This is a genomic window from Candidatus Sodalis pierantonius str. SOPE (genome assembly GCF_000517405.1).
Taxonomy (GTDB): domain Bacteria; phylum Pseudomonadota; class Gammaproteobacteria; order Enterobacterales; family Enterobacteriaceae; genus Sodalis_C; species Sodalis_C pierantonii.
Genome location: NZ_CP006568.1, coordinates 316335 through 342986, shown reverse-complemented (window position 1 = coordinate 342986; position 26652 = coordinate 316335). Strand labels below are relative to the sequence as shown.

The following is a 26652-nucleotide window of genomic DNA, read 5'->3' as shown; positions in this document are numbered from 1 at the left end:
GGAAATGTCCCGGCGTTGGCCGGTCGCCAAGTCAGGGAAGGAGGGGAAATGCCGTTGAGCGAAATATGGCTGCGTATGGCGGCGGTAAAGGGGGTAAACGGTGCTCGGGCCAGGGAATATCTAGCCAAAACGGTGGATTCGGCGCCGCTGGACCAGCAAGCGCTGTTAAATGCGGTTTTAACCCCGCGACAGCACCAGCGCTATCGTCGCTGTTCGCCAAGCGAAATTGGAGAGTGCGCGCCGCTGGCTGGCGCCACCCCGTCACCATTTGCTTGCTATCAACGATGCACGTTATCCCCGCCGCCTCGCCGCCCTCGACTGCCCGCCGCCGGCGATCTTTATCGCAGGGGATCCTGCCTGCCTGAAAACGCAACAGCTGGCGATGGTCGGTAGCCGGCAATACAGCTTATACGGTAAACAGTGGGGTGACTATTTCGCCAGCCAGCTCGCGGCTGCCGGCCTGACTATCACCAGCGGTCTGGCGCTCGGTATTGATGGCGTTTGTCACCGCGCCGCGCTGGCCGCTGGGGGAAAGACCGTGGCGGTGTTGGGCTGCGGGATCGGTTACGGCTATCCGCGCCGCATCGCCGGTTGGCCGCTGAAATTGTCGCGCAAGAAGGCGCGCTGGTATCGGAGTTTTTGCCCCATGCGCCGCCGCTGGCGATGCATTTTCCCTTTCGTAACCGTTTGATAAGCGGGTTAAGCCTGGGGGTGTTGGTAGTTGAGGCGGCAATAAAAAGCGGTTCGCTGGTCACGGCGCGCTGTGCGCTGGATCAGGGACGAGAGATCTTTACCTTGCCAGGCCCGCTGGGCAGCCCGTCCAGCGCCGATACCCATTGGCTTATCCAGCAGCGCGGCGCTTATCAGCCGCCCGGAGGAGATATTTGAACACCTGTGCAGTGACTTAAAATGGCTGGCGCCGAATAAGACGGAAATTATTTCTGCACCAGAATGCGAAGTTAAATTGCCATTTGCCGATGTGTTGGCTAACGTAGGGGATGAGGTTACACCTGTTGACGTCGTCGCTGAACGTGCCGGCCAACCTGTGCCAGAGGTGGTGGTGAAACTGCTCGAACTGGAGTTAGCAGGATGGATCGCAGTTGTACCCGGCGGCTATGTCCGATTAAGGAGGGCAGGCCATGTTCGACGTACTAATGTATTTGTTTGAAACCTACATCCACAATGAAGTCGAAATGTGCGTGGATCAGGATAAATTGACCGATGACCTTACCCGAGCGGGCTTTCATCAGGACGATATTTATAATGCGTTAAACTGGCTGGAGAAACTGGCTGATTTGCAGGACGGGCAGGGCAGAGCTTTTGCGCTGAATGCCGATCCGCTTGCCATGCGTATCTACACTGATGAGGAGAGTCAGTTCCTGGATACCGACTGTCGCGGTTTCTTATTATTTCTTGAACAGATTCAGGTGTTGAACCTTGAAACCCGCGAGATGGTCATCGATCGTGTGATGGCGTTGGACGCGGCGAAATTTGATTTAGAAGATCTGAAGTGGGTTATTCTTATGGTGCTGTTTAATATTCCAGGCTGTGAAAATGCCTATCAGCAAATGGAAGATCTGGTTTTTGAAGAAGACGAACAGCGTCTGCATTGATGCATTAAAGATGACGTAACGCTATGACCAAAGCTGCGCTTTTTTCCGCGAAGCACCCGGCGTCCTGCCCCCAATGCGGGGTAGAGCTTGTTATTCGTTCTGGACAGCATGGCCCCTTTCTGGGCTGCTCTCATTACCCGCAGTGCGACTATATTCGCTCCCTAAAGCCCCAGGGTGATGGGCATGTAGTGAAAGTGCTCGAAGGACAGCTTTGCCCGGAATGCCAATCAACGCTGGTATTGCGTCAGGGGCGCTTCGGTATATTTATCGGCTGCTCGAACTATCCCGAATGCGGCCATATTGCGCCCACGGCGGTAGCTGACGCTACGGCATTTACCTGTCCCCAATGCCGCACTGGCAAACTGGTGCAGCGGACCTCGCGCTTTGGTAAAAGTTTTTACGCCTGCGATCGGTATCCCGCCTGCAAATATGCATTGAATAATCAGCCCGTGGCGGGGGAATGCGCGTATTGCCATTTCCCGCTGTTAATGGAGAAAAATACCGCCCGCGGCGCAAAGCGGTTTTGTGCCGATAAAGGCTGCGGCAGGCCGGTAGCGACAAACGATAATGAAGAATGAAACTCTCTTGCCTGACCTGACAAATGTAGTGACGGCGCTGCGCCAGCAGCAGGTTATCGCTTATCCGACAGAGGCCGTGTTCGGGTTAGGCTGCGATCCGGACAGCGAAAGCGCGGTTCAGGCGCTGCTCAAGCTAAAACAGCGCCCGTGGCAAAAAGGGTTGATCCTGGTTGCCGAGCATTACGCCCAGCTCACGGATTATATTGACGACAGCGCGTTGGATAATGCCGCGCGGGAGCGGATGTTCGCCTGTTGGCCGGGCCCCGTTACTTGGGTGGTACCGGCCCGCCCCACAACACCGCGCTGGTTAACGGGGCAATACGCATCACTGGCGGTACGCGTCAGCGCATTTGAACCAGTGCGGCGTCTTTGCCTAGCTTTCGGCAAGCCGCTGGTGTCCACCAGCGCTAATTTGATCGGGCTGCCGCCGGCGCGTACCGCCGGCGAAGTGCGTGAGCAATTAGGCGCCGTTTTTCCGGTACTGGACGAAGCGGTGGAGGGGCGGTGCAATCCTTCTGAAATTCGCGATGCCCTAAGCGGCGAATTAATTCGCCAGGGCTGACTATCACCGGAGTGACACCATGGATACCTATGCCGTTTTTGGTAATCCGATTAACCATAGTCGGTCACCGCGCATTCATGCGCTCTTTGCCGCCGAAACCGGTTTAGCCCATCCTTATGGCCGCGTGTTAGCGCCGCTGGACGGTTTTGAGCAAACGCTGCGGCAGTTTTTCGACGCGGGAGGATTAGGGGCGAATATTACCCTGCCGTTTAAAGAACGTGCGTTTTCGCTGTGCGATCAGCTCACCGAGCGCGGGTCTTTGGCCGGGGCGGTGAATACCATCAAGAAACTACCGGATGGCACATTACTGGGGGACAACACCGACGGCATTGGGTTGGTCAGCGATTTGCAGCGTCTCGCTCTATTGCGCCAAGACAGCCGGGTGCTGTTAGTGGGCGCCGGCGGCGCGGCGCGGGGGGTTATCTTGCCGCTGCTGTCCTACGGCTGCAAAGTGGTGCTGACCAACCGCACTTTCCCCCGCGCACAAGAGCTGGTGGAGTTTTACCATCACGTCGGCGATATCAGTGCGCTGCCGCTGGAGCGCCTCGGCACGCCGGATTACGACCTGATCATTAACGCGACATCCACCGGGGTGCAGGGGGGTATCCCGCCGCTGCCGGCCTCCGTCATTGCGCCTGCGGTCTGCTGCTACGATATGTTTTATCAACAAGGCGAAACGCCGTTCATCGCCTGGTGTCGCCGGCACGGCGCGCTGCACTGCGCCGATGGGCTCGGCATGCTGGTGGGCCAGGCGGCGTCGGCCTTCTTCCTGTGGCATGGCGTATTGCCCTCGGTTTTGCCGGTGCTGGAAACCCTGCGCGCGGAGCTGGCTGCATGAACCAGGCGATACATTTCCCGGATCTGGAGCAATGGGATGCCGAGCGTCAAAGCGTGTGCTTTCCAGCGCTGGTGGGTGGGATGCGCGCGGAGTGCCAAGTCAGCGCGGGCTGGTTATGTAGCCGCTTTTCGTCCGCGGCGAGCCCGTACCGGATTCTGTGTAAATGCCTTTTCTCAGAAGTGACCGTCCAGGCGGTCACCGAACTCGATAATAAAGCGGCTCATTGCCATGCGCCAGTCCCTCAAAGGCATTGTCCATTTCTGTGAGGCCGCCTGTATCGCCAGCCACACCACCTTTTTCACTGCGTCGTCGGTCGGGAACACCTTGCGCTTTTTGATGGCATGCCGGATCACGCTGTTTAACGACTCGATGGCGTTGGTCGTGTAGATCACCTTGCGGATGTCCGTTGGGTAGGCAAAGAACGTGGCCAGATTGGCCCAGTTTGTCTGCCAGCTTCGACTTATTTGCGGGTAGCGGATGTCCCAGGCACTGGAGAACGCTTCCAGCGCCTGCAAGCCGGCTTCTTCCGTAGGGGCCTGATAGATAGCTTTCAGGTCGCGGGTGACGGCCTTGTAGTCCTTCCAGGAGACGAACCGCAGGCTGTTGCGCACCATATGTACGATACACAGCTGGAGCCGCGCCTCCGGATACACCGCGTTAATAGCGTCAGGGAAACCTTTCAGCCCGTCTACGCAGGCGATAAGGATATCGTTCAGGCCGCGGTTTTTCAGCTCTGTCAGCACGTTCAGCCAGAACTTTGCGCCTTCATTTTCGGCCAGCCACATACCTAGCAACTCTTTCTGGCCTTCGATGTTGATGCCCAGCGCCAGGAACACAGATTTGTTGATGATGCGGCTGTCCTGCCGGACTTTTAGAACGATACAGTCAAGATAAACAATGGGATAGACTGCATCCAGAGGCCGGTTTTGCCATTCGACAACCTGCTCCATGACCGCATCGGTGACCTTTGAGACCAGCGCCGGCGAGACATCGGCGTCATACAGCTCTTTGAACGCGGCGGCGATCTCGCGGGTGGTCATCCCTTTGGCGTACAACGATAAAATCTGGTTATCCATCCCGGTAATCCGGGTCTGGTTCTTCTTCACCAGTTGCGGTTCAAAGGAACCGTCACGATCGCGCGGAGTACGCAGCGCCAGCGGGCCATCGCCAGTGATAACGGTTTTTGTGGAATATCCGTTGCGGGCGTTGGTCCCCGGTTTAGGCTGATTTTTATCGTAGCCGAGGTGATGGGTCATTTCGGCATTGAGAGCTGCTTCGACGCTAATTTTTTTCAGCAGCCGATCGAAGTGACTGAGATCTTCAGGGGTTTTGAGATTTTTGGCCAGTTCGTTAGCCAGAGCCTGCAACTGTTTTTCGTCCATAAATTAACCTGTTTTTGATGTTGGATTGAACATATCAAAATCAGGCAAATACACAACTTTCTAAACAGGCTCGAAAAAAATAAAGCCGCTTATCCCACCGCGAAGTGGTGCAGATTCCGACGTATCCGATCAGCTGTTCCGGCGACATCCGATCAGTTATTCCGATATTTTCCGATCACCCATTCCAGTGATATTCGATCACGTGTTCGCTCATCTTCTGACTCGGATTTAGTCTATTTTTCCTGTGCTGGCTACTCCTTGCTCTTTGCGTAGTGATTCGCCTTTAAGTTCCAGTCTATAGCTAGGGTGTACTAACCGATCGAGTAACGCGTCAGCTGTCGTGGGGTTTTCTATCAGTCCATACCATTTTTTCACCGGCAGTTGACTGATCAGGATGCTGCTGCTTTTGTCGTAGCGATCTTCCATCACCTCCAACAGTATCGTTGCCTGCATCGGACTTATTGATTCTAGGCCCATTTCGTCCAAGATCAGTAACTCTATTTTTTCTAACTGATTAAGCTGTTTTAGATAGGTCCCGTCTACCTGACACTGGTGAAGATGGGCCAGCAACCGACCCACTCGCCAGTAACGCACGCTATATTGCTGCCGGCATGCCTGCTCACCAAGCGCACAACTGATCCAGGTTTTGCCCGTACCTGTCGGCCCCGTGATGAGTATGCTTTTCTGATATTTCAGATATTGTCCCCCTAGCAGATCTCGCATCTGTTCCGGTGTCACTCCTCGGCTAGGGATATAGCGGATATCTTCCGGTTTTGCCTGCAAGCGCATTTGCGATTGCCGTCGAAGACGGCATATGTGGTTGTTTTTTCTATGCAAATTTTCCGCTTCTACCATCAGCGACAACCGCTCCTCGAACCCCAGCTCCCCATAACTCCCCGGGAGTTCGCGTTGCGTCTCCAACGCCTGGACCATTGCCGACAACTTCAGCTCTCGCAGAGCCATTAACAGTGTATCCATATTTATTCTCCTTAGTGATAACTGTCCGGACCTCGGAGGTTTTCGTGAACCAGCATTGATACGCCGGCTCCGTCCTGGGTGACCTCACTTTCACGGCCGTGTTTCAATACGTTGGCTATGAAAGAGCGGTTAATGCACCCTTTCTCCAACGCCAGCGCGCAGGCCTTCTCCAGTCGCGTCGTCTCATAGCGCCGTTGCAGATTGAGTAGCCCCAGCACGGAGCGGTAAGCCTGCTCCGGATGGGCTTTGCTCTTTTGGATGGACTCGACCACTTCAGTGTGCACACACCCACCGACAGAGCCCAACTGTACAGCCTTTCCGGCGTCCACTGACTCTGCCCCTTATGGTTAGCCGGCATGTGCGCCGCCTGAGTCGTGTGCCTATAGGCGTTATCGCTGCGAGGGTGCGTAGCCACGCAGACGCCCTTATGGTGGATTTGCACCAGCCGTTGGGTGGCGATGACGTCAACGCGCTCGCCAACCAGCGGATGCGGCACCGAGTACCAGTTTTTGCCGTAGTCTATGTGGTAATCAGGTCCCACTCGGGCAACGAAATACTCACTGTATTCCCATTGTGTGGGCGGTAGAGGCCCAAGAGCCGGTTTGTCCAGCTGCTCGAAGCGTTCAAGGCGACTTTGTCCGCCGTAATGACGCATCGGGCGCAGATTCAACTCATGATTGAGTTCTCGTATCACCTGGTTGAGTTCGGCCAGCGAGTAGAACCTACGTTTACGCAACCGGGCCAAAATCCAGCGTTCTACCAGCTGCACAGTTGATTCTGCCTTCGCCTAGTCTTTCGGTTTTCTCGGGCGCGCCGGTAGCACCACTGTCTCATAGTGATTTGCCAGCGCCTGGTAGCTCTGGTTTATGACCGGCTCATAGCGGTCAGGGGTGCTGACAGCGCTGCGCAGATTATCAGGTATCATCAGCTCCGGAACCCCACCCATGAAGTGCAGACAGCGGCTATTGGCGTTGAGCCACGATGCCATGTCCTGCCCTTCGCAGGCTTCGATATACGCATAGCCTGACACGCCCATGGCAGCGACGAAGATAGCGACCTGGCGTACGCTACCGGTCGCAGGGTTGACGATAGGTACGGTGGGGCCACAGAAGTCGATGAAGAGCTTTTCGCCAGCCTTGTGCTCCATGCGCATAGAACGCCGCTGCTTCTTTTTCCAGTCACAGAACAGTGCACAAAACTGTGAGTAACCGAGGGCATCACCGCCCACGGCGGACTGATATTCCATCCAGAGCAGCTGCTTGGTCATGCCCTTGCGGCTTAACTCGGTATCGATATCAAGCCAGCTGGGTAATGTATTGATAACTTTTCCGGATTTGCCGGGATAGAGCAGGCGGTCGAGGTCGACGGGGGACAGTTCCGCCGGCAATGGCCAGACCAGGTTAGCTACCGTGAATCGGCCGAGGATATCGTGCACGGTAGTACAGCCTATGCCGAGCGCTGCTGCGATAGTGCGATTCGAGCGACGCTGCTCGAATTTCATACGTAAGACATTAATATAGATGCACATTTCCGTTCTCGCTTTCTTCTTTTTACGTGCCATGCCCCCGGAAGCTAAAAGTCTCCAGAGTATGGCGGAACAGAAGATGAGCGATCGGACAGAATCGGAATCGCTGATCGGGCGACCGGAATCAGTGATCGAGTGAAATCGGAATCAGTGATCGGATGTGACCGGAACCAGCAAGTGGTGCGCAATATTGGCCAGCTCGATACCATGAGCGTAACCATGCGGTGGCAAATCAGCATCTGAGCGGCAATAACGATACCTGGAAAAAGAAAGTAGGTTATCACCGGCGTTCACTGGCTGAAACGGCCATGTTCCGGTTTAAAACACTTCTGGGTGGTCATCTGAGTCTGCATGACTATGACGCGCAGGTAGGTGAGGCAATGGTTAAAGCACTTAACCGGATCACACTGTTAGGAATGCCAAACAGCGTCCGCATCATGTAACAATCGCCCTGATAGGGAGGAAGTCGTCACAAATTTCGGATTTATTCAACAAAGCGCTGCTAGAGCAGCAGGTCATCCCCGAGGACGGTTTCACCGAGGCGCTGGCCAATAAGTCGAGGCGGATCAAAATCGCCTCTCAGCTATTGAGCGAGACGCTGCGCGAGACCTCCATCAGCAAGCTGTCGGAGCGCTACTTCATCAGCAGTGCATCGATCGTTAACGACCTCAAAATTATAGAGGGCTGGATGCAGCCGCTGGGGTTGACGCTGGTGCGCAGCCAGAGCGGCACCCATATCGAAGGCAGCGAGAACAATGTACGCCAGGCCATGGTGTCGTTGATTAACGATATCATGAATCACAGGGAATCAATCATTCGCGGCTCGATCCCGGCAGCTATAAAGCGCTGACGGATTATTTTGGCGCTGAAGACGTTCTTTTCGTGCAACAGTTGCTGCAACAAATGGAGCGGCGGCTCGGATACCCGCTCGGCGAACCCTACTACATTAATATCTTCACCCATATTTTAATTATGATGCACCATATGGCGCAGGGAAATGCGTTGGCGATGGCGGAGAAAATAGAGGCCAGGCAGGTTGACGAACATATATTTTCTATCGCCCATGAAATGATTGAAAAAATAGAAGCGCGGTTTGTCCATCCGCTGCCTGCCGAAGAGGTGTGGTTTATTTATCAGTATATTATTTCATCGGGTATTGTCATGGAGGAAGGGGCCGACGGGCGGCAACCCCATAGTCATTTCTTTAACGGAGAGTCACATCGGTTAACGCTACATTTAATTGACGCGTTTTCGTCTTTGATCAATATCGATTTGCGTTCCGACAGGTTGCTTTATGATGGCCTGCTTATTCATGTTCTCCCCTTGCTCAATCGCCTGAAATATCACATTCGCATCCGTAATCCTTTGCTTGAGGATATCAAGAACGAATTGCCGGATATCTATCAGCAAACCGATAAAGCTATTCATCAGGTTTGCGCGCTGTTTGGTTTGCAGCTTATCGCCGAAGATGAAATAGGTTATTTGACCATTCATTTCCAGGCGGCGCTGGAGCGGAAGATCGCCCATAAACGTATTTTGGTGGTGTGCTCCAGCGGGGTAGGCACCTCTCATTTACTCAAAAGCCGTATTCTGCGCGCCTTTCCCGATTGGGTGATCGCCGGCGTGGTTTCCGCCAGCAATATGGCTGCGTTTTGCCGCCAGGCGCCGATCGAATTGATTGTCTCCACCATTCATTTGCGCGAGGAAAGCATTCCGATTGTGTATGTTTCGGTCTTTTTCAATGACGACGATATCAAACGCGTCACCGAAAAAGTCATCGCCAGCACGTTGCAGCATGCGGTTATCCCGTCCTCGGTGGCGGAGCCAATTCATTATTCACATTGTGGTGAGGTAGAGGATGGACATCAATAAGATTCTTACGCCGCGGCGCGTCAACTTGAACATGCAGGCGACCAATAAAGAGGACGCTATTCAGGAATTGGCCGATCTGTTATATGACGATGGCGCCCTGACCAGCAAAGAGGATTTTATTCAAGACGTTTGGCAGCGTGAGGCCGAGGGCTCCACCGGCTTTGAAAACCATATCGCTATCCCGCACGGCAAATCCCAGGCGGTGAAGCAGACCACGCTGGCTATCGGGCGGACCGCGCAGGATATTCCCTGGGAAACCCTCGACGGCAGCAAAGTGCGCTGCATCATCTTGTTCGCGGTGCGTCTTGAGGATCAGAACACCACCCATATTCGTCTACTGTCGCAGGTGGCGGCGGCGCTGGCCGATGACGATGTCATCGACCGGCTATTAACGGAAACGGACGCCAATAACATCATTGCGTTGTTCAGTTAGTACGCAGAGACCGACCTTTGTTAACCCTGCAACCCTATGAGGCCGAGTATGAAAATCGTTTGTGTCGCCGCCTGCACGGCAGGCATCGCGCATAACCTATTATTGCGCGCGAAAAACTGATTAAGGGCGCCCGTGCGCTGAATTATGAAATCCAGGTCGAAACCCAGGGCACCATTGGTACCGAAAATCCGCTGACGCCGGAGGCGATTGCCGCCGCCGATGTGGTGATCCTGGCGGTCGATATCAAAATCAACGGCGAGGAGCGCTTTAAAGGCAAGCGTTTGGTGCGGGTCAAAACCGACGTGGTGATCAAATCACCGGTCAAATTCCTGGAAAAAGTGGCCGGCTCGCTGGAACGGGCCTGATTACCAACGGCTTCGGGAGCCATATCATGAACGTTAGCCAACATAACACGGGCACTGTCATTAAAGGGCATCTGTTGACCGGCATTTCGTGGATGATCCCGCTGATTGTCGCGGCGGGGATCTGTATCGCGCTGGGACAGGTCATCGGCGGGCCGGACGTCGGCCAAAAGACTGGCAGCGTGCCCTGGATGCTTAACCAGATCGGGGGGTGGGGTATGGGGCTTATCGTGCCGCTGATTAGCGCCGCGATCGCCTACTCCATCGCCGATCGACCCGGTTTCGCTCCGGAGCTTATCGTCGGTTTTATCTTGCGGGCAGATTCAGAGCGGGTGTATCGGCGGCATTCTCGGTGGTTTTCTGGTGGGCTACACCGTACTCCTGCTGCGTCGGGTAATTAAGCTGCCGGTGTCGATGCAGGGGTTGATGCCGGTGATGATCCTGCCGGTGCTGAGCACTATCATCGCCGGACTGCTGATGATGACCTTCATCGGCCAACCTATCGTCTGGCTGCAAAAGGCGCTGATCCACCTGCTGGAATCGATGCAGGGCGGATCGCGTTTCCTGATGGGCGCCATTCTGGGCGCTATGGCCACCTTCGATTTCGGCGGGCCGGTCAATAAAACCATGTCGCTGTTCGCCGACGGTCTGCTGGTGGACGGTATTTATGGTCCGGAAGCGGTGAAATTCGTCGGCTCCATCATCCCGCCGTTTGGCATCACCTTGTCGTTTTTGCTCACGCGGTACAAATATACCCGGGCGGAGAAAGAAGCGCTCAAGGCCGCGTTTCCAATGGGGATTTGCATGATAACCGAAGGGGTTATCCCCATCGCGGCGCGGGACCTGTTGCGGGTCGTGGCGTCGTGCGTCGTGGCCTCGGCTATTGCGGGCGGGTTGATTATGGTCTGGGGCGTCGAGTCGCCGGTGCCGCACGGCGGGATGTTCGTCGTGTCGCTGTTTACCCGGCCGGCGATGTTCTGCCTGGCCCTCGGTATCGGGACCGTCATTTGCGGCGTGATGCTGTCGCTTTTAAAGAAACGGGTCACCGAGGCGGATGAGGAGTTCGATGATGTAGAAGATAGGACCGTGCGGGACGAAGACATCAAATTCACTTTGGAATAACGGGAGTCGCCATGTTTGCCGCCATAAAGAGTTTGCTGGCTGACGCCAGCCGGCGTCGGTACGCGCTGTTAGCCATTAACTGTTTCAATCTGGAAACCGCGCGCGCCACCATTCGCGCTGCCGAACAGCAGCGGGCGCCGATGATCCTCAATCTCTACCAGGGCCATTGCGGCCATCTGCCGCCGCGGGTGGCGGTACCGCTGATACGCGCGCTGGCCGATGAGGCCGCCGTACCGGTGACGCTGAGCCTGGATCACGGCAGTGACGCCGCGATCATCGGTCAGGCATTTCGCGCCGGCTTCAGCGGGCTGATGATCGATGCCTCCAGCCAGCCGCTGGCGGAGAACATTCGCCAGACGCGCCAGGTGGTGCAACTGGCGGCGACCGATGGCGTCTGCGTGGAGGGCGAGCTGGGCCATATCGCCGATGCACCGGTGTATCAGATCGCCGATGCGCGGCAGATGATGACCGCGGTGGAGGATGTCGAGCCTTTCCTCCGCCAGACGGGCATCGATCTGCTGGCAATATCGGTAGGTACCGCGCACGGCCTCTATCCGCCGGGCGTCACGCCGGAGGTGGATTTTGAGCGGCTGGAGGCCATCCATCGGGTATCGCGCGTGCCGCTCGCGCTGCACGGCGGCAGCGGCACCCGGCCGGAGGACATACGCCGGGTCAGTCAGCACGGCGTGGCAAAGATTAATGTCGGCGTCGCGGTGGCCCAGGCCGGGAAAACCGCGCTACACGACGGGCTACGTCAGCATCCCGATGCCGAACTGGCGGATATGTTGCGGTTGATGGAATCCGCTTGCCAGGAAGTTGTGGCCGAGTATCTCGGCTGGTCCGGGTCGGCCCATAAAGCCTGACTCCGGCCGGCATCACCCTTTTCGTCCTGTCCATCGGCGCCGGTGCGGGCCGCGTTTATCCGCAATTCAACCCAGAAGGAAGATATCATGCTGATTTATATGAATGACATCCTGCAACCGACCCGCGAACATCGTTTCGCCATCGGGGCTTTCAACGTGGCCGATAGCTGCTTTATCCGCGCGGTGGTGGAAGAGGCTGAGGCCACCCGTACCCCGGCTATTATTTCCATTCATCCCAGCGAACATGATTTTGTCACCGACGCCTTTTTCGCCTATGTACGCGAAAGAACGTTAAAAAGTCCAATGCCCTTTGTCTTGCATTTGGATCACGGCGTCTCCATCGAACATGTGCAACGCGCCATTCAATGCGGATTTACGTCGGTGATGATCGACGGCTCACTGCTACTCTATGAGGAAAATGTGGTGCTAACCCGCGAGGTGGTGCGGCTGGCGTATGCGGTGGGGGTGTCGGTGGAGGGGGAGCTGGGCACTATCGGCCAGACCGGCAATCCGGTAGAGGGCGGGGTATCGAAAGTCACCTATACCGATCCGGCGCAGGCGCAGGATTTTGTCACCCGCACCGGTGTGGATACGCTGGCGGTGGCCATCGGGACCGCGCACGGTATTTATCCGAAGGATGTTAAGCCGGCGCTGCAAATGCATATTCTGCGCGATATTTCGCAGCGTGTGTCGATCCCGCTGGTACTGCACGGCGGGTCTTCCAATCCAGACGCCGAAATAGCGGAGGCCGTGACCCTCGGGGTGAGTAAAATCAATATTTCCAGCGATATGAAGTTTGCTTACTTCTAAAAAGCGCGCGAGATACTCAGCCGGGAAAGTTGGTGGGATCCGAACGTGATTTATCCAGAACCCATTCTGGCGGCTCGCGAGGTGATTCGCAACAAAATGGCGCTGTTTGGTTCCCTTGGTAAGGCCAGTCTTTACTAAGGTCGCCACAGCATTACGCGATGGCCACCGTCAACCTGAGGGCGGGGGGCGATGGGCCGCCAGGGTAGCCGAATTCACGACCCTGCCCCCCGCTTTGGCCGGCGGTAAAAGCCGCGCGGTGAGTCCGTTCCCCGCAGGAAAAGTATTTTTTACCGGCGGCGTTGAAAAGCCGCTAACCCCGTCTAAAGTTAATTCGCCACCGCCGGTGTAATAGCCCATGGCGGCGGTGCACGCTTTCCTGACCACCATCGTAAACAACGCCTTTATCTACCGCGGCAAGGCCGACGGCAGGTGACTTAAGAGAGACTTCATGAGCAGCGTAAACGTTGAAACGGGACAGCCGATCGCCTCTCCCGCGACGCTTCCGGCCGCCGGGGCGGCTGGGGCAGACGGTCTGCTGACGACGATTATTGAAGAAATACAATTGACCGGCCGTCCCGTCACCCATAAATTGATTTTGGCGGTATTGCTTGAGCGCCTGGAAACCGAACATGATCCGCAGATGCAGGATCGCTATCGCGAGGCGTTGAATAGCTTTATGCATACCAGCGTCATGGACGATATTTGACCCCTTGCGCTGGCGTGCGCCGTTGCCGGCCGCGCGGCGCAATGCCCCTGCTGCGGCACAGGGCAAGCGCCGCAGGGCTTTGATGCTGCACTGGTAGGCGCCGACGCGGACAGGTGACGCCTGGTTACGCTTTCGCTGCGCGGCCCGGCTAGGATAATCCTTGCCGCGCTGTTTTGCGGCGCGTGCTTCATCCGCTGGCGAGGTGTACCGATGGCAATCGATTTTCATGCTGGCTCTAATCAATATTCTTATGCCCGCCGCGTAGCCCATATGCCGGCTGGAGAGATTTTATTCAACAGCGGGTGGATCCCGCCGGTAAAGCGATTGCCGATATCGGCTGCGGCGGCGGCATTTATAGCGCTGCCTGGGCCGGGTTAGGCGCCCGACAGGTCACCGGCCAAGATGAGCAGGAAACCGTGCAGGGATTAACCAATGTTGCGTTTGTGCAGGGCGACGCGACCGCGACCGGTCTGGCAGACGCCAGTCAGGATATCGTTTTCGCCCGCGCCCTCATTCACCATTTCGACTCGCCGCACCCGTTTTTGCATGAAGCATGGCGCATCCTCGCGCCGGGGGGACTTCTGCTGATTCAGGATCGGACGCCGGAAGATGTCTTCTTGCCGGGATCGCCCGAGCATATGCGCGGCTGGTTTTTCGATCTGTTCCCGCAGTTGGCCGCCATTGAAAGGGCGCGTCGCCCGCCGCGCGCGGCGATTGAAGCGGCGATAACGGCGGCGGGATTTGAACTGCGTCCGACCACCACCCTGTGGGAGACGCGGCGCGAGTACGCCGATAGCGCCGCGTTGGCGGCGGATTTGCGCGGCCGCACCGGGCGCTCAATCCTGCATGAATTAAGCGATGAGGCGTTGGCGCAGATGATTGCTTATATTCTCGCGCGCTTGACGGCGGGACAGCCGATCGTGGAAAACGATCGCTGGACGTTTTGGTGGGCGCAAAAACCGGACGTTGCTGGCAATTGTTTATAGACAAGTCAATGCGCCGCTGTTGGCCTGGGAAGGCTATCCTGCGGGTCGGCTTGGCTCTGCGTGTACAAATAAAAAAAAGCCGGTGGCACCTGGAAAGTCCTGTTCCGGCCCCCGGCCAGTAAACAAATTCCCTACGCCGTTAGGCGTTTTGCTATAAATACAAGTTGGTAGAAAGCAAAAATACACTGCCCGGTCATTTTTTTTCATCGCCGGGCAATTTTCGTCAAGCTGCACTAAAGGATAGGCCCGCCGTCTGGCGCGGGTCTCCAGCGCTTTTATTTCACTCGCCGGCAAGGAGGCTATAGATGAAGCTATTACGTTACGGTCCGCCGGGTGAAGAGCGTCCGGCACTCCCGGATGGCGACGGCCAATTGCGCTCTCTCGCCGGAGAGATAGAGGATATCGCCGGCGAGACGTTATTGCCGGCGGCGCTTGACCGCCTGCGCGCCCTGGATCCCGCTACGCTGCCAAAGGTGGCGGGCGATCCGCGCATTGGCCCCTGCGTCGGCCGGGTAGGTAAATTCGTCTGTATCAGGTTGAATTATGCCGATCATGCGGCCGAAACCGACGCGGCAATCCCTACCGAGTCTATCGTATTCAATAAATGGATCAGCGTTATCAGCGGTCCTTTTGATGCGCTGCATATCCCGCGCGGCTCGCTGAAAACCGATTGGGAAGTGGAGCTTGGCGTGGTGATCGGTCAAGGCGGCCGAGATATCGCCGAACAAGACGCCCTACAGCACGTGGCGGGCTACTGCGTAGTGAATGATGTGTCCGAGCGGAACTGGCAGCTGGAGCGAGGGGGCACCTGGGATAAAGGCAAGGGCTATGACAGTTTCGGTCCCATCGGTCCCTGGCTGGTGACCGCCGATGAAGATGAAATCGCCGATCCACAGGCGTTGCAGCTCTGGCTCGAAGTGGATGGTAAGCGCTACCAAGCGGGATCCACGGCGACGATGATTTTTTCCGTCAAAGAAATCATCAGCTACCTGAGCCGGTTCATGCGTCTGTTGCCGGGGGATATTATCGCTACCGGCACGCCCCCGGGGGTGGGAATGGGGCAAAAACCGCAGCCGGTTTTCTTGCGGGCCGGCCAGCGGCTGCGGTTGGGCGTTGAGGGGCTCGGCGAGCAACGGCAACTCACGGTACAGGACTGACGAACGGCCGCGCACCAGCGTCATAGATAAAGCGGCCTCTTCGGCGGCAGGGCAGCAAGAGTCAATGGGGCATTCTGCTCAGGTGGGTAGGCATCAAAGCTGGAGCGGCATGCGGCTTCTTGCTCCCGCAAGCCGGCCTCAAGGGCGGGGATCGGCGGGGGGCGTTTTAACCGGCTCTGCCCGGGTGTCGTTCGCCGGCGTTTGGGGAGCCAGGGACGCGCCGGGCGTTTTGCTTGGCGACGCGGCCAGCGTCAGCATTAACCCCTCGCGGCGCATCTGCGCCGACTCCTCCGGCTTATGCAGCCGGTCGAGCACATCCGCCAGCCAGGCGTAATCGTGGGCGTCCGGGCGCTGCTTAAGCGCGGCGCGAAAGGCGTCGGCCGCGGCCTGCCATTCGCCGCGTTTCATCAACAACTGCCCCAGCGTACTGCTTAAGAGCGGCGTGTCTCCCTGCTGGCGGATTTGCAGCCGCAGCGCTTTCTCCACCTGCTCGGGGTCGCCGTTCTTCAGGCGCGGCAGCAGCAGTAGCAGTTCATCGTCGGTGCGATGTTTAAGCGCCTTAACAATGAGACGCTGCGCGGTGTCGTGATCGTTGCATTCGATGAGGTGTTCGGCCAACGCCACCTGTAGGGAGGCGTCGTTGCGCACTTTCCGGCTTTGATCGCGCCACCAGCGGTTCAACCCCTCGCTGCCCTGATTTTCCATGATCTGGTCCATCAGCCCGTTAAAAGCCTGATACTGCAGGCGATTTATTGTCGCCTCGTCGTATACCTGAACTTTGCGCATTGCCGGCAGAATATCCAGCAGCGATTGCCAGGCGTGCGTGCGGATGAAGGCCTGTTCCGCCAGGCGCAGCACTTCGGGATGGCGCGGCGCGGTTTCCAGCAGACGGTCGACGCCGTGGCGGGCGGCATGATCCTCATGGCGCGCGAGTTGGATGCGCACCCGGGTAATGTCTACCGGTAGCTGATCGTTGTCCGCCACTTCCGCCGCGCGGGCCAGGTACTGATTAGTGCGTAAATCGTCCCCGCGCTGCTGCGCGACTTCCGCCGCCAGCAGATAGTTGACCACCGGCTGGTCGGCGTGATCGGCGTTGCGCGCCAGGAGTTTTTCCACCTGACGGTAATCCCCTTCGGCCAGCTTCATCAACGCCGCGCTGGTGTGCTTGCGGGCGCGATGATTTTTACGGCCGTGAAACCAGCGGCGGGTACGCGCCCCGGTCCGAAACAGCCGACGGATTGCCCATTCGATGATAAACAACACGATAAACGTCAGGATCAGAATAATCACCAGACCGGTGACGCTGGTTTCAATATTGTAATTATCGGTCTGGATCAGCACATATCCCTGATGACCGGCGATCAGCGGGCCGAGCACAATGCCCGCGAACAGCAGGATGAACAGCAATAAGACCTTAATCATCGCTTATTCTCCCTGTGCGGCGGGGGACGCCGGCTGGGCCAGCAGATTGCGTACCCGGGTCTGCGTCAGTTTATCCAGCAGCGGCTGGCTTTGCAGACTATCCGGCAGGTTCATGGTGATATCCTCCTGGCCCAAAGCGTCAAGCTGGCTCAGGAAAGCGCGGGTATTGGCATCGTCGGCATCGAAATAGGCGCGCACCCAGGTGGACACGGAATCCAGCGACTGCTGATAGATTTCATTCTGGTGGCGCGGTACCGCCTGGGCGGCGACCAGCAGCCGGGCGCGAATATTTTCCCGCAGGTAAACATCCTGATTCGGCGCCAGCAGCGGCTCGGCGCCGGTATCGCGGCGGCGCACTGTAATGAAATCGTTCATGAAATTATGCCAGCTTTTGCTGAGGTTTTGCCGCCACTCTTGAATTGACCCCGATAATTCGCCGCTGTCGCTATCCATGGAGGATTCGTCGCTGTCGTTATCCGCCAGCCGCAGGTTGTCCACCTGGTTGGTCAACTGGTTGAGTTTCAAGATAATGCCATCAAAATCTATCTGGCTGACGCCGGCCAGCGTGCCAATATCTTCGGTGATCGCCCGCCGCGCCTCGGTCAGGCTGGGATCGTTCATTTGCGCCAGGCTGGCGTCAGCGCTTTTCAGCAGTGCGCCGGCGGTGACGACATCCCGGTCGCTCCACAATTTGCGTCCGGCCATTTTCACCAGGAAATCCGCCTGCGACAGCAGCCAGGTATTGGCGTTAGTCCCGGTGATGGCCGTCAGTTTGTTCTGCAAATCCTCCAGCTCGCGCCCCTGGGCCGCCTGCTGCGCCCGCGCAGCGTCGAGCGCTTGCCTCTGGGCGGCCAGTGACTCCTGGTATTGCTGGCGTTGCGTCTGCTGCGCCTGATTGAGTTCAACCAGACTCGCCTGCAGTTGCGCGCGCGCGGCCTCTTGTTGATGCGCCTGCTGGCGCGCGGCGATATAGACGCCAATCGCCAGTAAAACGGCTATGGCCAGGGCCAACGCCGCCAGTATCAGCGCCAGCGGCCGGCGGCCGCCGGCCGTTTTGCCCGGTGTGCCGTTACCGGCGGGCGGAATCTTCCCCCCCGCGAGCCGCGAGGGTGCAGCGGGCCGTGGCTCGGCGTCGCCGGAAAGCGGGGTCGAAGCATGCGGGCTATCTGTCTTCTTGGTCGCGTCATCCTGCGGGATCGTTGAAGTAGTGTGTTCCGTCATGTTGGCCTGTCCCATGATTAAATTTAGAGCAATACGCGCATCAATGCATCGTTGTCTGCCGCGTTCGCTACGACGATGTTCGTCCAGCCCAATTGGCGGGCAAGCATGGCTAAACGTTCGCTGACCACTATCAGCCGGCATGGCATCAGCCAGGTGCGGCGATAGTATTCAGGCATTAAAGTATAGAATTGTTGTAACATTTCGCCGCTGGTAATTACCAGCGTGTCGATGCCCAGCGTTCGCATGCGTCGGCCCTGCTCTTCGCCGTCATAATGTATCGGGCTGCGGCGGTAGCATTCGCAATAGGTGGCCTGCACGCCGCGCTGGCGTAACGTCTTCTCCAGCACGTCCCGTCCGCCGTTGCCGCGCAGGATAAGCGCGCGCTTGCCGTTGATGCGCGCCAGCGCCGGCAGACGCAGCAAATCCTCGCTGGTTTCTCCCTCGTCGGGGTAGCTGATCGGCAATCCGCTCAGATCATGCAGCCGCAGGCCGGTGCTGCGCCCCACGGCGAAATAGTGCAACCCGGGCGGCCAACTGACGCCCTGCTGCGTCAGCCAGGGGTGAGCGTAGTTGATCGCATGCTGTGAGACGATAAACAGTAAATCGCCGTCAGACAGATCGGCGAGACGTTGCGGAAGATGCGGCAGATCATTGCCGGGGGTAAAGTCGATAAGCGGCAGATGCCAAGCGGATTTGCCGCGGGCGCGAAGCCTGTTCACCAGTTGCTCGCCCGCGGGCGATGGGCGGGTGACGAGGATGCTCATTGCGGCGGATCGTCCTGATAAACCTGGGCCAAAATGGCACGAGCGCCACGATCCAGCAGATCGTCAGCCAGGCGCAGGCCGAGCTGCTCCGCCAGCGCCAGCGGCGCCCGTCCTTCACTGCGAATGACGGTGGTGCCGTCCGGCGACCCCACCAGGACGCGCAGCCAGACTTGATCGCCGTCGAGCACGGCATAACTGCCGATAGGCACCTGGCACCCGCTCTGCAGGCGGGCGTTCATGGCGCGTTCGGCACCGACGCGCAGAGCGGTTTCCCGGTGATGCAGCGGCGCCAGCAGCGCCAGCGTGCGGGCATCATCCAGCCGGCATTCGATGCCGACCGCCCCTTGACCTACCGCCGGCAGCGAGTCCGCCGGATCAATGGCCTGACGGATGCGATCCACCAGTCCCAGCCGTTTCAGACCGGCGACCGCCAGGATGATGGCATCAAAGTCGCCCCGATCGAGTTTCGCCAACCGCGTGCCGACATTGCCGCGCAGATCGCGCACCTGCAGATCAGGACGCCGTTCGCGCAGTTGGCACTGCCGGCGCAGGCTTGAGGTGCCGATAATCGCCCCTGGCGGCAGCGCGTCAAGATTGGCGTAATGCGAACTGACAAAGGCGTCGCGCGGATCGTCGCGCTCGCACAGCACACAAAGTCCCAGACCGTCGGGAAAAGAGACCGTGACATCCTTCATCGAATGGACGGCGATATCGGCGCGATGTTCCAGGAGCGCCCGTTCCAATTCCTTGATGAACAAGCCCTTACCGCCCACTTTTGCCAGCGGGGTATCAAGGAGGATGTCGCCGCGGGTCACTAGGGGCACCAGCTCCACCTGCAAATGCGGGTGGTGGCGCAGCAATGCATCACGCACGTAGCCCGCCTGCCAAAGCGCCAGAGGGCTCTGCCGGGTGGCGATTCTGAGAAGGTTGTCTTGCATAGTCATTACCGATTTTATCACTCACCCACCATCCTAACACCGATAGTGAAGCACTGTCAGTTTTCGGCGCCGGCTAAGCGAGGCGGGAAGGGAGAAAAAAGGAATAACAAGTTGCCGTTGGGGAAAGTGCTATACTCACTGGGTAGCTTAACTTTCTTTACGGTCAATCAGCAAGGTGTTAGATTGATCACGTTTCCAGCATTTACCGGCCAATAATTCTACTACTCACTACGCCGGTCAGGTGGAGAAACGGGTTTTTCTAACACCGGGATAATCAGGCGAGACGTCTTGTACTTCTACATCGAGACCTTGAAACAGAGACTGGACGCGATTAACCAACTTCGGGTAGATCGCGCGTTGGCGGCCATGGGGCCGGGTTTTCAACACGTATACAGTCTGCTGCCAACCTTACTACATTTTCACCATCCGATGCTTCCGGGTTACCTGGACGGTAATGTGCCTCACGGCATCTGTTTTTATTCCCCCAATGAAACGCAGCGCGCCTGGCTTGACGATATCAGCCGCCAGGCCGGCGCGGCGGTGGCGGAGACGGACAGCGGCGAGCAACCCATCACCGGCGTTTACTCCATGGGTAGTACCTCTACCATCGGCCAGAACACCAATTCCGATTTCGACATCTGGGTTTGTCACCAATCCTGGCTGGACAACGAAGAACGCGCTCAGTTGCAGCGCAAGTGCCACCTGCTGGAGCAGTGGGCGACACGTCAGGGCGTGGACGTCAACTTCTTCTTGATAGATGAAAACCGTTTTCGCCATAACGAAAGCGGCAGTTTGGGCGACGAGGACTGCGGCTCCACCCAGCATATCCTGCTGCTGGATGAATTCTATCGCACCGCCGTGCGCATGGGCGGTAAGCGTATCCTGTGGAACATGGTGCCGGGGGACGAAGAGGCCCATTACGACGAATATGTTCTGTCGCTGTACGCCCGCGGCGCGCTGACGCCCAACGAGTGGCTAGATTTGGGGGGCCTCGGCACCCTGTCCGCGGAAGAGTATTTCGGCGCCAGCCTGTGGCAGCTGTATAAAAGCATCGACTCCCCCTATAAGGCGGTGCTGAAAACGCTGCTGCTGGAAGCCTACTCCTGGGAATATCCCCATACCGAACTGCTGGCGATGAAGATTAAACAGCGGCTGCATGACGGCGAAATCGTGTCCTTCGGCCTCGATCCTTATTGCATGATGCTAGAACGGGTGACGTACTACCTGACTCAGATAAACGATATGACGCGGCTGGACTTGGTGCGCCGCTGCTTTTATCTGAAGGTATGCGAAAAATTATCGCAGGATCCGACGGGTACCCCTTGGCGGCGTGGGATCCTGACGCAGCTGGTGACCAACTGGGGTTGGGATGAGGCGCGGCTGAAAATGCTGGACGATCGCGCCAACTGGAAGATAGGCCAGGTGCGTGAAGCGCATAATGAGCTGCTGGACGCCATGATGCAGAGTTACCGCAATCTGATCCGGTTCGCCCGCCGCAACAACTTGAGCGTCAGCGCCAGCCCGCAGGATATCGGCGTGCTGACCCGCAAGCTGTATGCGGCCTTCGAGGCGCTGCCGGGCAAAGTGACGTTGCTCAATCCGCAGATCTCGCCGGATCTGTCGGAACCGCACCTGACGTTCATACACGTGCCGCAGGGGCGCGCCAACCGCACCGGCTGGTATTTATACAATCAGTCACCGTCGATGGATTCCATCATCAGCCACCAGCCGCTGGAATATAACCGCTATCTTAATAAACTGGTGGCCTGGGCCTGGTTTAACGGGCTGTTGACCCGCTCGACCCAAGTGCATATCAAGGGTAGCGATACCTGCGATAGCGCTAAACTGAATGAGCTCATCGCCGATGTCGCCGGCCACTTCCCGTTGCGGGTGCCGGCGCCGACGCCCAAGGCGCTCTATAGCCCGTGTGAAATCCGTCATCTGGCGATTATCGTCAATCTGGAACACGACCCCACTGCGGTATTCCGCAACCAAGTGGTGCATTTCGATTTCCGTAAGTTGGACGTTTTCAGCTTCGGCCAGCAGCAGTGTCTGGTGGGCAGCATCGACCTGCTCTATCGCGACTCGTGGAATGAAGTGCGCACCCTACATTTCAGCGGCGAGCAGGCGGTGCTGGAAGCGTTGAAAACCATTCTCGGCAAAATGCATCAGGACGCCGCGCCGCCGGATACGGTCGAGGTATTCTGTTACAGCCAGCATTTACGCGGGCTTATCCGCACTCGCGTGCAGCAGTTGGTTTCCGAATGTATCGAGCTACGTCTCTCCAGCACCCGCCAGGATCCGGCGCGGTTCAAGGCGGTGCGCGTGGCGGGACAGACCTGGGGGCTGTTTTTCGAGCGCCTGAGCGTTTCGGTACAGAAGCTGGAAAACGCGGTGGAGTTCTACGGCGCCATTTCCAATAATAAACTGCACGGGCTGTCCATCCAGATGGAGACCGAGCAGATCCATCTGCCGCCGGTCGTGGACGGGTTCGCCAGCGAGGGCATCATCCAGTTCTTTTTTGAAGACACCACCGATGACAGCGGATGCAATATCTATATTCTCGATGAAACCAATCGGGTGGAAGCCTATCATCATTGCGAAGGCAGCAAAGAGGAGCTGGTGCGCGACGTCAGCCGCTTCTACTCCTCATCCCATGACCGGTTTACCTATGGCTCCAGCTTCATCAATTTCAATTTGCCGCAGTTCTATCAGATTATGAATCTGGACGGCCGTATCCAGGTCGTGCCCTTTCGCAGCAGCGTGCTCTCCCATTTGTGCGCCACGCCGTTGGAAAATGGCGCGCCGCCGCTGGCGCAAAACGCCCGCAGCAGCTAATCCGCCGGCGGAGCACGCGCTCCCCGCGCCCGCTATTTCGCGCCCGCCTCGTCGCTTGTAAACCACAATTGCTGTTGCTTTTCATATGCCAACTGCGATGATAGGAAGCTGAGACGGATGAACAATAGGTAATGGGTGAAATGAAAAGCGAATTGCGCCGCGCGGCGTTGGTGTTGATGCTGCTGGGGCTTTACGGCTGCGGCCTGAAAGGTCCCCTTTATTTCCCGCCGGCGGACAAAGCGGATAAAAGCGAACAGAAGCATCAACTGACGACCACGCCGTCCTCGACCCAGTCTCCGGTGCAGACCGCCTCGCCCGGGGATGATGGCAGCAGCGCCGCCGTCGGGACCGAACAGCCGTAATCGCGACGCAGTCGCTTCCTGCCGGCAGACGCGCTATGCTGCACTATCGGTTACTCAGCGGAGTGGGATATGCAGTTCTCCAAAATGCACGGCCTGGGTAACGACTTCATGGTCGTGGATGCCGTGACGCAAAATGTCTATTTCTCACCCGAGATGATCCGCCGTCTGTCGGACCGGCATTGCGGCGTGGGATTTGATCAACTGTTGGTGGTGGAATCGCCCTATGATCCGGAACTGGATTTCCATTATCGTATATTCAACGCTGACGGCAGCGAAGTGGCGCAATGCGGCAATGGCGCACGCTGTTTTGCCCGTTTCGTGCGCATGAAAAATCTGACCAACAAACGCGACATTCTTGTCAGCACCCAAATGGGGCGCATGATGCTGACCGTCACCGAGGACGATATGGTGCGCGTTAATATGGGCGAGCCGAATTTCGACCCACAGCAGGTGCCGTTTCGCGCGGCCAAAGCTGAGAAAACCTATATCATGCGCGCGGCGGAACAGACGGTGCTGTGCGGCGTGGTTTCCATGGGCAATCCACACTGCGTGATTGCCGTGGACAGCGTGGGGAGCGCTCCGGTGCTGACGCTCGGGCCGGTGCTTGAGAGTCACGAGCGCTTTCCGGAACGGGCCAATATCGGTTTCATGCAGGTGTTGAACCGCGGGCATATCCGCCTGCGGGTCTATGAACGCGGCGCGGGTGAAACCCAGGCTTGCGGCAGCGGCGCTTGCGCCGCGGTCGCGGTGGGGATCTCGCAGGGCCAATTGGTGGAACAGGTGCAGGTGGACCTTCCCGGCGGCCGGCTCGACATCAGCTGGCGCGGGCCGGGACATCCGCTGTATATGACCGGACCCGCCACCCATATCTATGACGGATTTATTCATCTATGAAGCAAGTCGGCGAACAGGCGGACAGCGCGCAAACGCTGGATGACGAACAGGTGGTGCGTTATCTGCTCACTCACCCGGATTTCTTTATCCGCAATGTCCGAAGCGTGGAGCAGATGGTGGTGCCGCATCCGGTGCACGGCTGCGTCTCCCTCTTGGAATGGCAACTGGGGCGCCAGCGTGCCCATATTCAACAGTTGGAAGACGATATCACCCGTTTGATGGAACATGCGAGCACCAATGAGCCGCTGTTCAATCGCTTACTGCGGCTGCAATCCGATCTGGCGGCGGCAGACAGTTTGCAAGAGCTGCTTAATCGCCTGCAGCGCTGGGCGCGCGGCCTGGGATTGGCGGGGGCGCATGTGCGGCTGTTCAGCGATCAGTGGCAATTGGGCGCCCCGTCGGGGTTCACGTATTTGGCGCTGGCGCGCAGCTCGTTCGAGCCGCTGCGGATCCAACGTCTCGGCCAGGGCAATCATTATCTCGGCAAGCTGAACGGCCCGGAGTTGCTGCTGCTGCTGCCCCAGGTACGGCAGGTGGGCTCCGTCGCCATGTCGCTGCTCGGGGACGATGGCTCTCTCGGCGTGCTTATGTTTACCAGCCGCGACAGCCAGCATTTCCAGGACGGCATGGGAACGGTGTTGTTACAGCAATTGGCCACGCTATTACCGGGCCTGCTGGAACGCTGGGTCAGCCGGGCATGACCGACACCCGCTCTCCGCTCTGGCCGCAGGTCGATGCCTTCCTGCAATATTTGCGGGTGGAGCGGCAGCTGAGCGCCAAAACGCGGGAAAGTTATCTTCGGCAGTTGGCCACTCTTATCGCCATGGCTTCCGAGATGGGGCTTACGGAATGGCGGCAACTGGAGGTAAGCCAGGTGCGCGCGTTGGCCACCCGCAGCAAGCGCCAGGGATTACAGCCCGCCAGTCTGGCGCTGCGGCTTTCCGCGCTGCGCAGTTTTCTGGACTGGCTGGTGAGCATCGGTCAGTTGGGCGCAAACCCGGCGCGAGGTGTTCCCGCGCCGCGCCACGGCCGGCATCTGCCGAAAAATATGGATGTCGACGAAGTTGACCACCTGCTGGATATCGACACCCACGATCCTCTGGCGCTGCGCGACCGTGCGATGCTCGAGGTTATGTACGGAGCCGGGCTGCGGCTAGCGGAGCTGGTCGGCCTCAATTGCGCAGACGTTGATCTCAGCGGCGGCGAAGTGCGGGTGGTGGGTAAAGGCAATAAAGAACGAAAACTGCCCATCGGCGCCACCGCCGTGGCCTGGTTGAGGCGCTGGCTGGCGCTGCGTGACCAATACACGCCTCAAAATGACGCGGTGTTTATCGCCCAGCGCGGGGGACGTATTTCCGCGCGTAATGTGCAGAAACGCTTTGCCGAATGGGGCGTGAAGCAGGGGGTAAATAGTCATATCCATCCGCATAAGCTGCGCCACTCCTTCGCTACCCATATGCTGGAGTCGAGCGGCAATTTGCGCGCGGTGCAAGAGCTGCTCGGCCACGCCAATCTCAGCACCACCCAGATCTATACCCACCTTGATTTCCAGCATCTGGCATCGGTGTACGATGCCGCGCACCCACGAGCCAAACGGGGAAAAATCTGATGCATTTCTATCGCCCTCTGCAAGAGCTGCGCGCGTTAACCTTTGATCTTGATGATACGCTCTACGATAATCGGCCGGTGATTGCCCGTACCGAATACGAGTCGGTGCAATTTCTACAGCAATATCATCCCGCGCTACGCTGTCTGGGACAGGACGATTATCAACGGTTGCGCCGCGAGTTGTGCCAGCGCGAGCCGGAGATTTACCACGATGTGAGTCATTGGCGCTGGCGCTCGATCGAACTGGCGATGCGTAACGCGGGACTCAGCGAGCGCGAGGCGCGCGTTGGCGCCGATGCCGCCATGGAGGTGGTCCTGCGCTGGCGCAGCCAGATAGATGTGCCGGCGGAAACCCACAGCACGCTGGCGGCCCTCAGCGCCCGCTGGCCGCTGGTGGCGATAACCAACGGCAATGCCTCCCCCGAGGCCTGCGGACTGGCGGGCTATTTCCGCCATATTTTGCGCGCCGGCCCGGACGGTCGCGCCAAGCCCAGGCAAGATATGTACGCGCTGGCGGCGGCGCGGTTAAATGTGCCGCCCTGCAATATTCTGCACGTGGGCGACGATTTGGAGGCGGATGTCACCGGCGCCATTCGCTACGGAATGCAGGCCTGCTGGATTAACGGTCGCGGCGGTAATTTCGCCGCCGCCGATGCGCGTCTGTTACCGCATCTGGAAATTTCGCGGTTGGCATCCTTGGCAGCCTTGTTATAATCACTCTTAAGTCTGTATAAATGAGGGTCTTCCCCTGTTGTGGTGGCTCAATCGACAGTTCTGCATTTTTACTTTACTTATTCTTTTGGCTGGAACTTGGACTT

24 protein-coding genes and 7 pseudogenes are annotated in these 26652 nt (G+C 57.9%); 24 read left to right on the top strand and 7 right to left on the bottom strand.

The window, feature by feature from the left end; genetic code table 11:
- The first annotated feature begins 48 nt into the window (after positions 1-48).
- The 8 genes and pseudogenes from SOPEG_RS31105 to SOPEG_RS30345 all read left to right on the top strand — a co-directional run bounded on the left by SOPEG_RS31105 (position 49) and on the right by SOPEG_RS30345 (position 3857).
- Complete coding sequence (locus tag SOPEG_RS31105) at positions 49-393, top strand: hypothetical protein (protein ID WP_470251494.1); 345 nt, start codon at positions 49-51, stop codon at positions 391-393.
- Positions 278-888: pseudogene (gene dprA / locus SOPEG_RS30705) on the top strand (DNA-processing protein DprA). Before SOPEG_RS31105 ends, dprA begins: the two are co-directional and overlap by 116 nt.
- Positions 773-1168, top strand: coding sequence for a DprA-like winged helix domain-containing protein (locus tag SOPEG_RS30700; RefSeq protein WP_417903441.1), 396 nt, complete (start codon positions 773-775; stop codon positions 1166-1168). Before dprA ends, SOPEG_RS30700 begins: the two are co-directional and overlap by 116 nt.
- Complete coding sequence (locus SOPEG_RS01810) at positions 1140-1613, top strand: DUF494 family protein (protein WP_025244094.1); 474 nt, start codon at positions 1140-1142, stop codon at positions 1611-1613. The genes SOPEG_RS30700 and SOPEG_RS01810 overlap by 29 nt, the downstream gene beginning before the upstream one ends.
- Positions 1614-1636: 23 nt before the next feature.
- Positions 1637-2191: a DNA topoisomerase family protein gene (locus tag SOPEG_RS01805; RefSeq protein ID WP_025244093.1), complete on the top strand. Its 555-nt coding sequence runs from the start codon at positions 1637-1639 to the stop codon at positions 2189-2191.
- Positions 2181-2753, top strand: coding sequence for an L-threonylcarbamoyladenylate synthase type 1 TsaC (gene tsaC, locus SOPEG_RS01800; RefSeq protein ID WP_025244092.1), 573 nt, complete (start codon positions 2181-2183; stop codon positions 2751-2753). The genes SOPEG_RS01805 and tsaC overlap by 11 nt, the downstream gene beginning before the upstream one ends.
- 19 nt (positions 2754-2772) lie before the next feature.
- Positions 2773-3591 carry a shikimate dehydrogenase gene (aroE, locus tag SOPEG_RS01795; protein WP_025244091.1) on the top strand — a complete coding sequence of 273 codons (819 nt, stop codon included), beginning with the start codon at positions 2773-2775 and terminating at the stop codon, positions 3589-3591.
- Positions 3588-3857 carry a DUF1488 family protein gene (locus SOPEG_RS30345; RefSeq protein WP_071882111.1) on the top strand — a complete coding sequence of 90 codons (270 nt, stop codon included), beginning with the start codon at positions 3588-3590 and terminating at the stop codon, positions 3855-3857. The genes aroE and SOPEG_RS30345 overlap by 4 nt, the downstream gene beginning before the upstream one ends.
- Here the strand turns inward: SOPEG_RS30345 and SOPEG_RS01790 are convergent.
- The 3 genes and pseudogenes from SOPEG_RS01790 to istA all read right to left on the bottom strand — a co-directional run bounded on the left by SOPEG_RS01790 (position 3765) and on the right by istA (position 7512).
- Positions 3765-4973: an IS256-like element ISSoEn2 family transposase gene (locus SOPEG_RS01790; RefSeq protein WP_025244090.1), complete on the bottom strand. Its 1209-nt coding sequence runs from the start codon at positions 4971-4973 to the stop codon at positions 3765-3767. The two genes, SOPEG_RS30345 and SOPEG_RS01790, sit on opposite strands and share 93 nt — an antisense overlap.
- 228 nt (positions 4974-5201) lie before the next feature.
- Positions 5202-5951, bottom strand: coding sequence for an IS21-like element ISSoEn3 family helper ATPase IstB (gene istB / locus SOPEG_RS01785; RefSeq protein WP_025244089.1), 750 nt, complete (start codon positions 5949-5951; stop codon positions 5202-5204).
- Between the two features lie 11 nt (positions 5952-5962).
- A pseudogene (istA, locus tag SOPEG_RS23805) lies at positions 5963-7512 on the bottom strand (IS21 family transposase).
- A gap of 134 nt (positions 7513-7646) precedes the next feature.
- On the opposite strand from istA, the pseudogene SOPEG_RS23800 reads away from it, so the two are divergent.
- The 10 genes and pseudogenes from SOPEG_RS23800 to SOPEG_RS01720 form a co-directional block, all read left to right on the top strand.
- Positions 7647-7919: pseudogene (locus SOPEG_RS23800) on the top strand (IS5/IS1182 family transposase); the annotation flags it as partial.
- 29 nt (positions 7920-7948) lie between these two features.
- Positions 7949-9348, top strand: a pseudogene (locus SOPEG_RS01765) (BglG family transcription antiterminator); the annotation flags it as partial.
- Positions 9335-9781, top strand: coding sequence for a PTS sugar transporter subunit IIA (locus SOPEG_RS01760; protein WP_038468062.1), 447 nt, complete (start codon positions 9335-9337; stop codon positions 9779-9781). The pseudogene SOPEG_RS01765 and the gene SOPEG_RS01760, both read left to right, overlap by 14 nt.
- A gap of 48 nt (positions 9782-9829) precedes the next feature.
- A pseudogene (locus SOPEG_RS01755) lies at positions 9830-10146 on the top strand (PTS fructose transporter subunit IIB).
- 26 nt (positions 10147-10172) lie between these two features.
- A pseudogene (locus tag SOPEG_RS01750) lies at positions 10173-11265 on the top strand (PTS fructose transporter subunit IIC).
- A gap of 11 nt (positions 11266-11276) precedes the next feature.
- Positions 11277-12128, top strand: coding sequence for a class II fructose-bisphosphate aldolase (locus tag SOPEG_RS01745; RefSeq protein WP_025244087.1), 852 nt, complete (start codon positions 11277-11279; stop codon positions 12126-12128).
- 87 nt (positions 12129-12215) lie between these two features.
- A pseudogene (locus tag SOPEG_RS01740) lies at positions 12216-13076 on the top strand (ketose-bisphosphate aldolase).
- A 310-nt stretch (positions 13077-13386) separates the two neighbouring features.
- Entirely contained in the window at positions 13387-13644 is a 258-nt protein-coding gene (locus SOPEG_RS01730) for a biofilm development regulator YmgB/AriR family protein (protein WP_025244085.1), read from the top strand.
- Positions 13645-13886: 242 nt separating this feature from the next.
- Positions 13887-14630, top strand: a complete 744-nt coding sequence (locus SOPEG_RS01725) for a class I SAM-dependent methyltransferase (protein ID WP_335334085.1) — start codon at positions 13887-13889, stop codon at positions 14628-14630.
- A gap of 305 nt (positions 14631-14935) precedes the next feature.
- Entirely contained in the window at positions 14936-15787 is an 852-nt protein-coding gene (locus SOPEG_RS01720; RefSeq protein WP_025244084.1) for a fumarylacetoacetate hydrolase family protein, read from the top strand.
- Between the two features lie 138 nt (positions 15788-15925).
- Here SOPEG_RS01720 and hemY read toward each other — a convergent pair whose 3' ends face one another.
- From hemY to hemC, 4 genes are read right to left on the bottom strand one after another with little or no spacing between them, the layout of a single operon-like run.
- Positions 15926-17209, bottom strand: coding sequence for a protoheme IX biogenesis protein HemY (gene hemY, locus SOPEG_RS01715; RefSeq protein WP_025244083.1), 1284 nt, complete (start codon positions 17207-17209; stop codon positions 15926-15928).
- Between the two features lie 3 nt (positions 17210-17212).
- A complete protein-coding gene (gene hemX / locus SOPEG_RS01710) occupies positions 17213-18430 on the bottom strand; it encodes a uroporphyrinogen-III C-methyltransferase (protein WP_025244082.1) in 1218 nt (405 codons plus the stop codon).
- A 23-nt stretch (positions 18431-18453) separates the two neighbouring features.
- On the bottom strand, positions 18454-19194 hold the full coding sequence (gene hemD / locus SOPEG_RS01705; protein WP_025244081.1) for a uroporphyrinogen-III synthase: 741 nt from the start codon (positions 19192-19194) through the stop codon (positions 18454-18456).
- Complete coding sequence (gene hemC, locus SOPEG_RS01700) at positions 19191-20132, bottom strand: hydroxymethylbilane synthase (protein ID WP_025244080.1); 942 nt, start codon at positions 20130-20132, stop codon at positions 19191-19193. Before hemC ends, hemD begins: the two co-directional genes overlap by 4 nt.
- A gap of 288 nt (positions 20133-20420) precedes the next feature.
- Between hemC and SOPEG_RS01695 the strand changes: the two genes are divergently transcribed.
- The 6 genes from SOPEG_RS01695 (at position 20421) to yigB (ending at position 26548) form a co-directional block, all read left to right on the top strand.
- Positions 20421-22970 (top strand): class I adenylate cyclase, encoded by a 2550-nt coding sequence (locus SOPEG_RS01695; RefSeq protein ID WP_025244079.1) that lies wholly within the window; start codon positions 20421-20423, stop codon positions 22968-22970.
- 131 nt (positions 22971-23101) lie between these two features.
- A complete protein-coding gene (gene lptM, locus SOPEG_RS01690; RefSeq protein ID WP_051419387.1) occupies positions 23102-23332 on the top strand; it encodes an LPS translocon maturation chaperone LptM in 231 nt (76 codons plus the stop codon).
- 69 nt (positions 23333-23401) lie between these two features.
- Positions 23402-24226, top strand: a complete 825-nt coding sequence (gene dapF, locus SOPEG_RS01685; RefSeq protein WP_025244077.1) for a diaminopimelate epimerase — start codon at positions 23402-23404, stop codon at positions 24224-24226.
- A complete protein-coding gene (locus SOPEG_RS01680) occupies positions 24223-24927 on the top strand; it encodes a DUF484 domain-containing protein (protein WP_025244076.1) in 705 nt (234 codons plus the stop codon). The genes dapF and SOPEG_RS01680 overlap by 4 nt, the downstream gene beginning before the upstream one ends.
- Entirely contained in the window at positions 24924-25835 is a 912-nt protein-coding gene (xerC, locus tag SOPEG_RS01675; protein WP_025244075.1) for a tyrosine recombinase XerC, read from the top strand. The genes SOPEG_RS01680 and xerC overlap by 4 nt, the downstream gene beginning before the upstream one ends.
- Positions 25835-26548 carry a 5-amino-6-(5-phospho-D-ribitylamino)uracil phosphatase YigB gene (gene yigB, locus SOPEG_RS01670; protein ID WP_025244074.1) on the top strand — a complete coding sequence of 238 codons (714 nt, stop codon included), beginning with the start codon at positions 25835-25837 and terminating at the stop codon, positions 26546-26548. Before xerC ends, yigB begins: the two co-directional genes overlap by 1 nt.
- Positions 26549-26652: the final 104 nt, after the last annotated feature.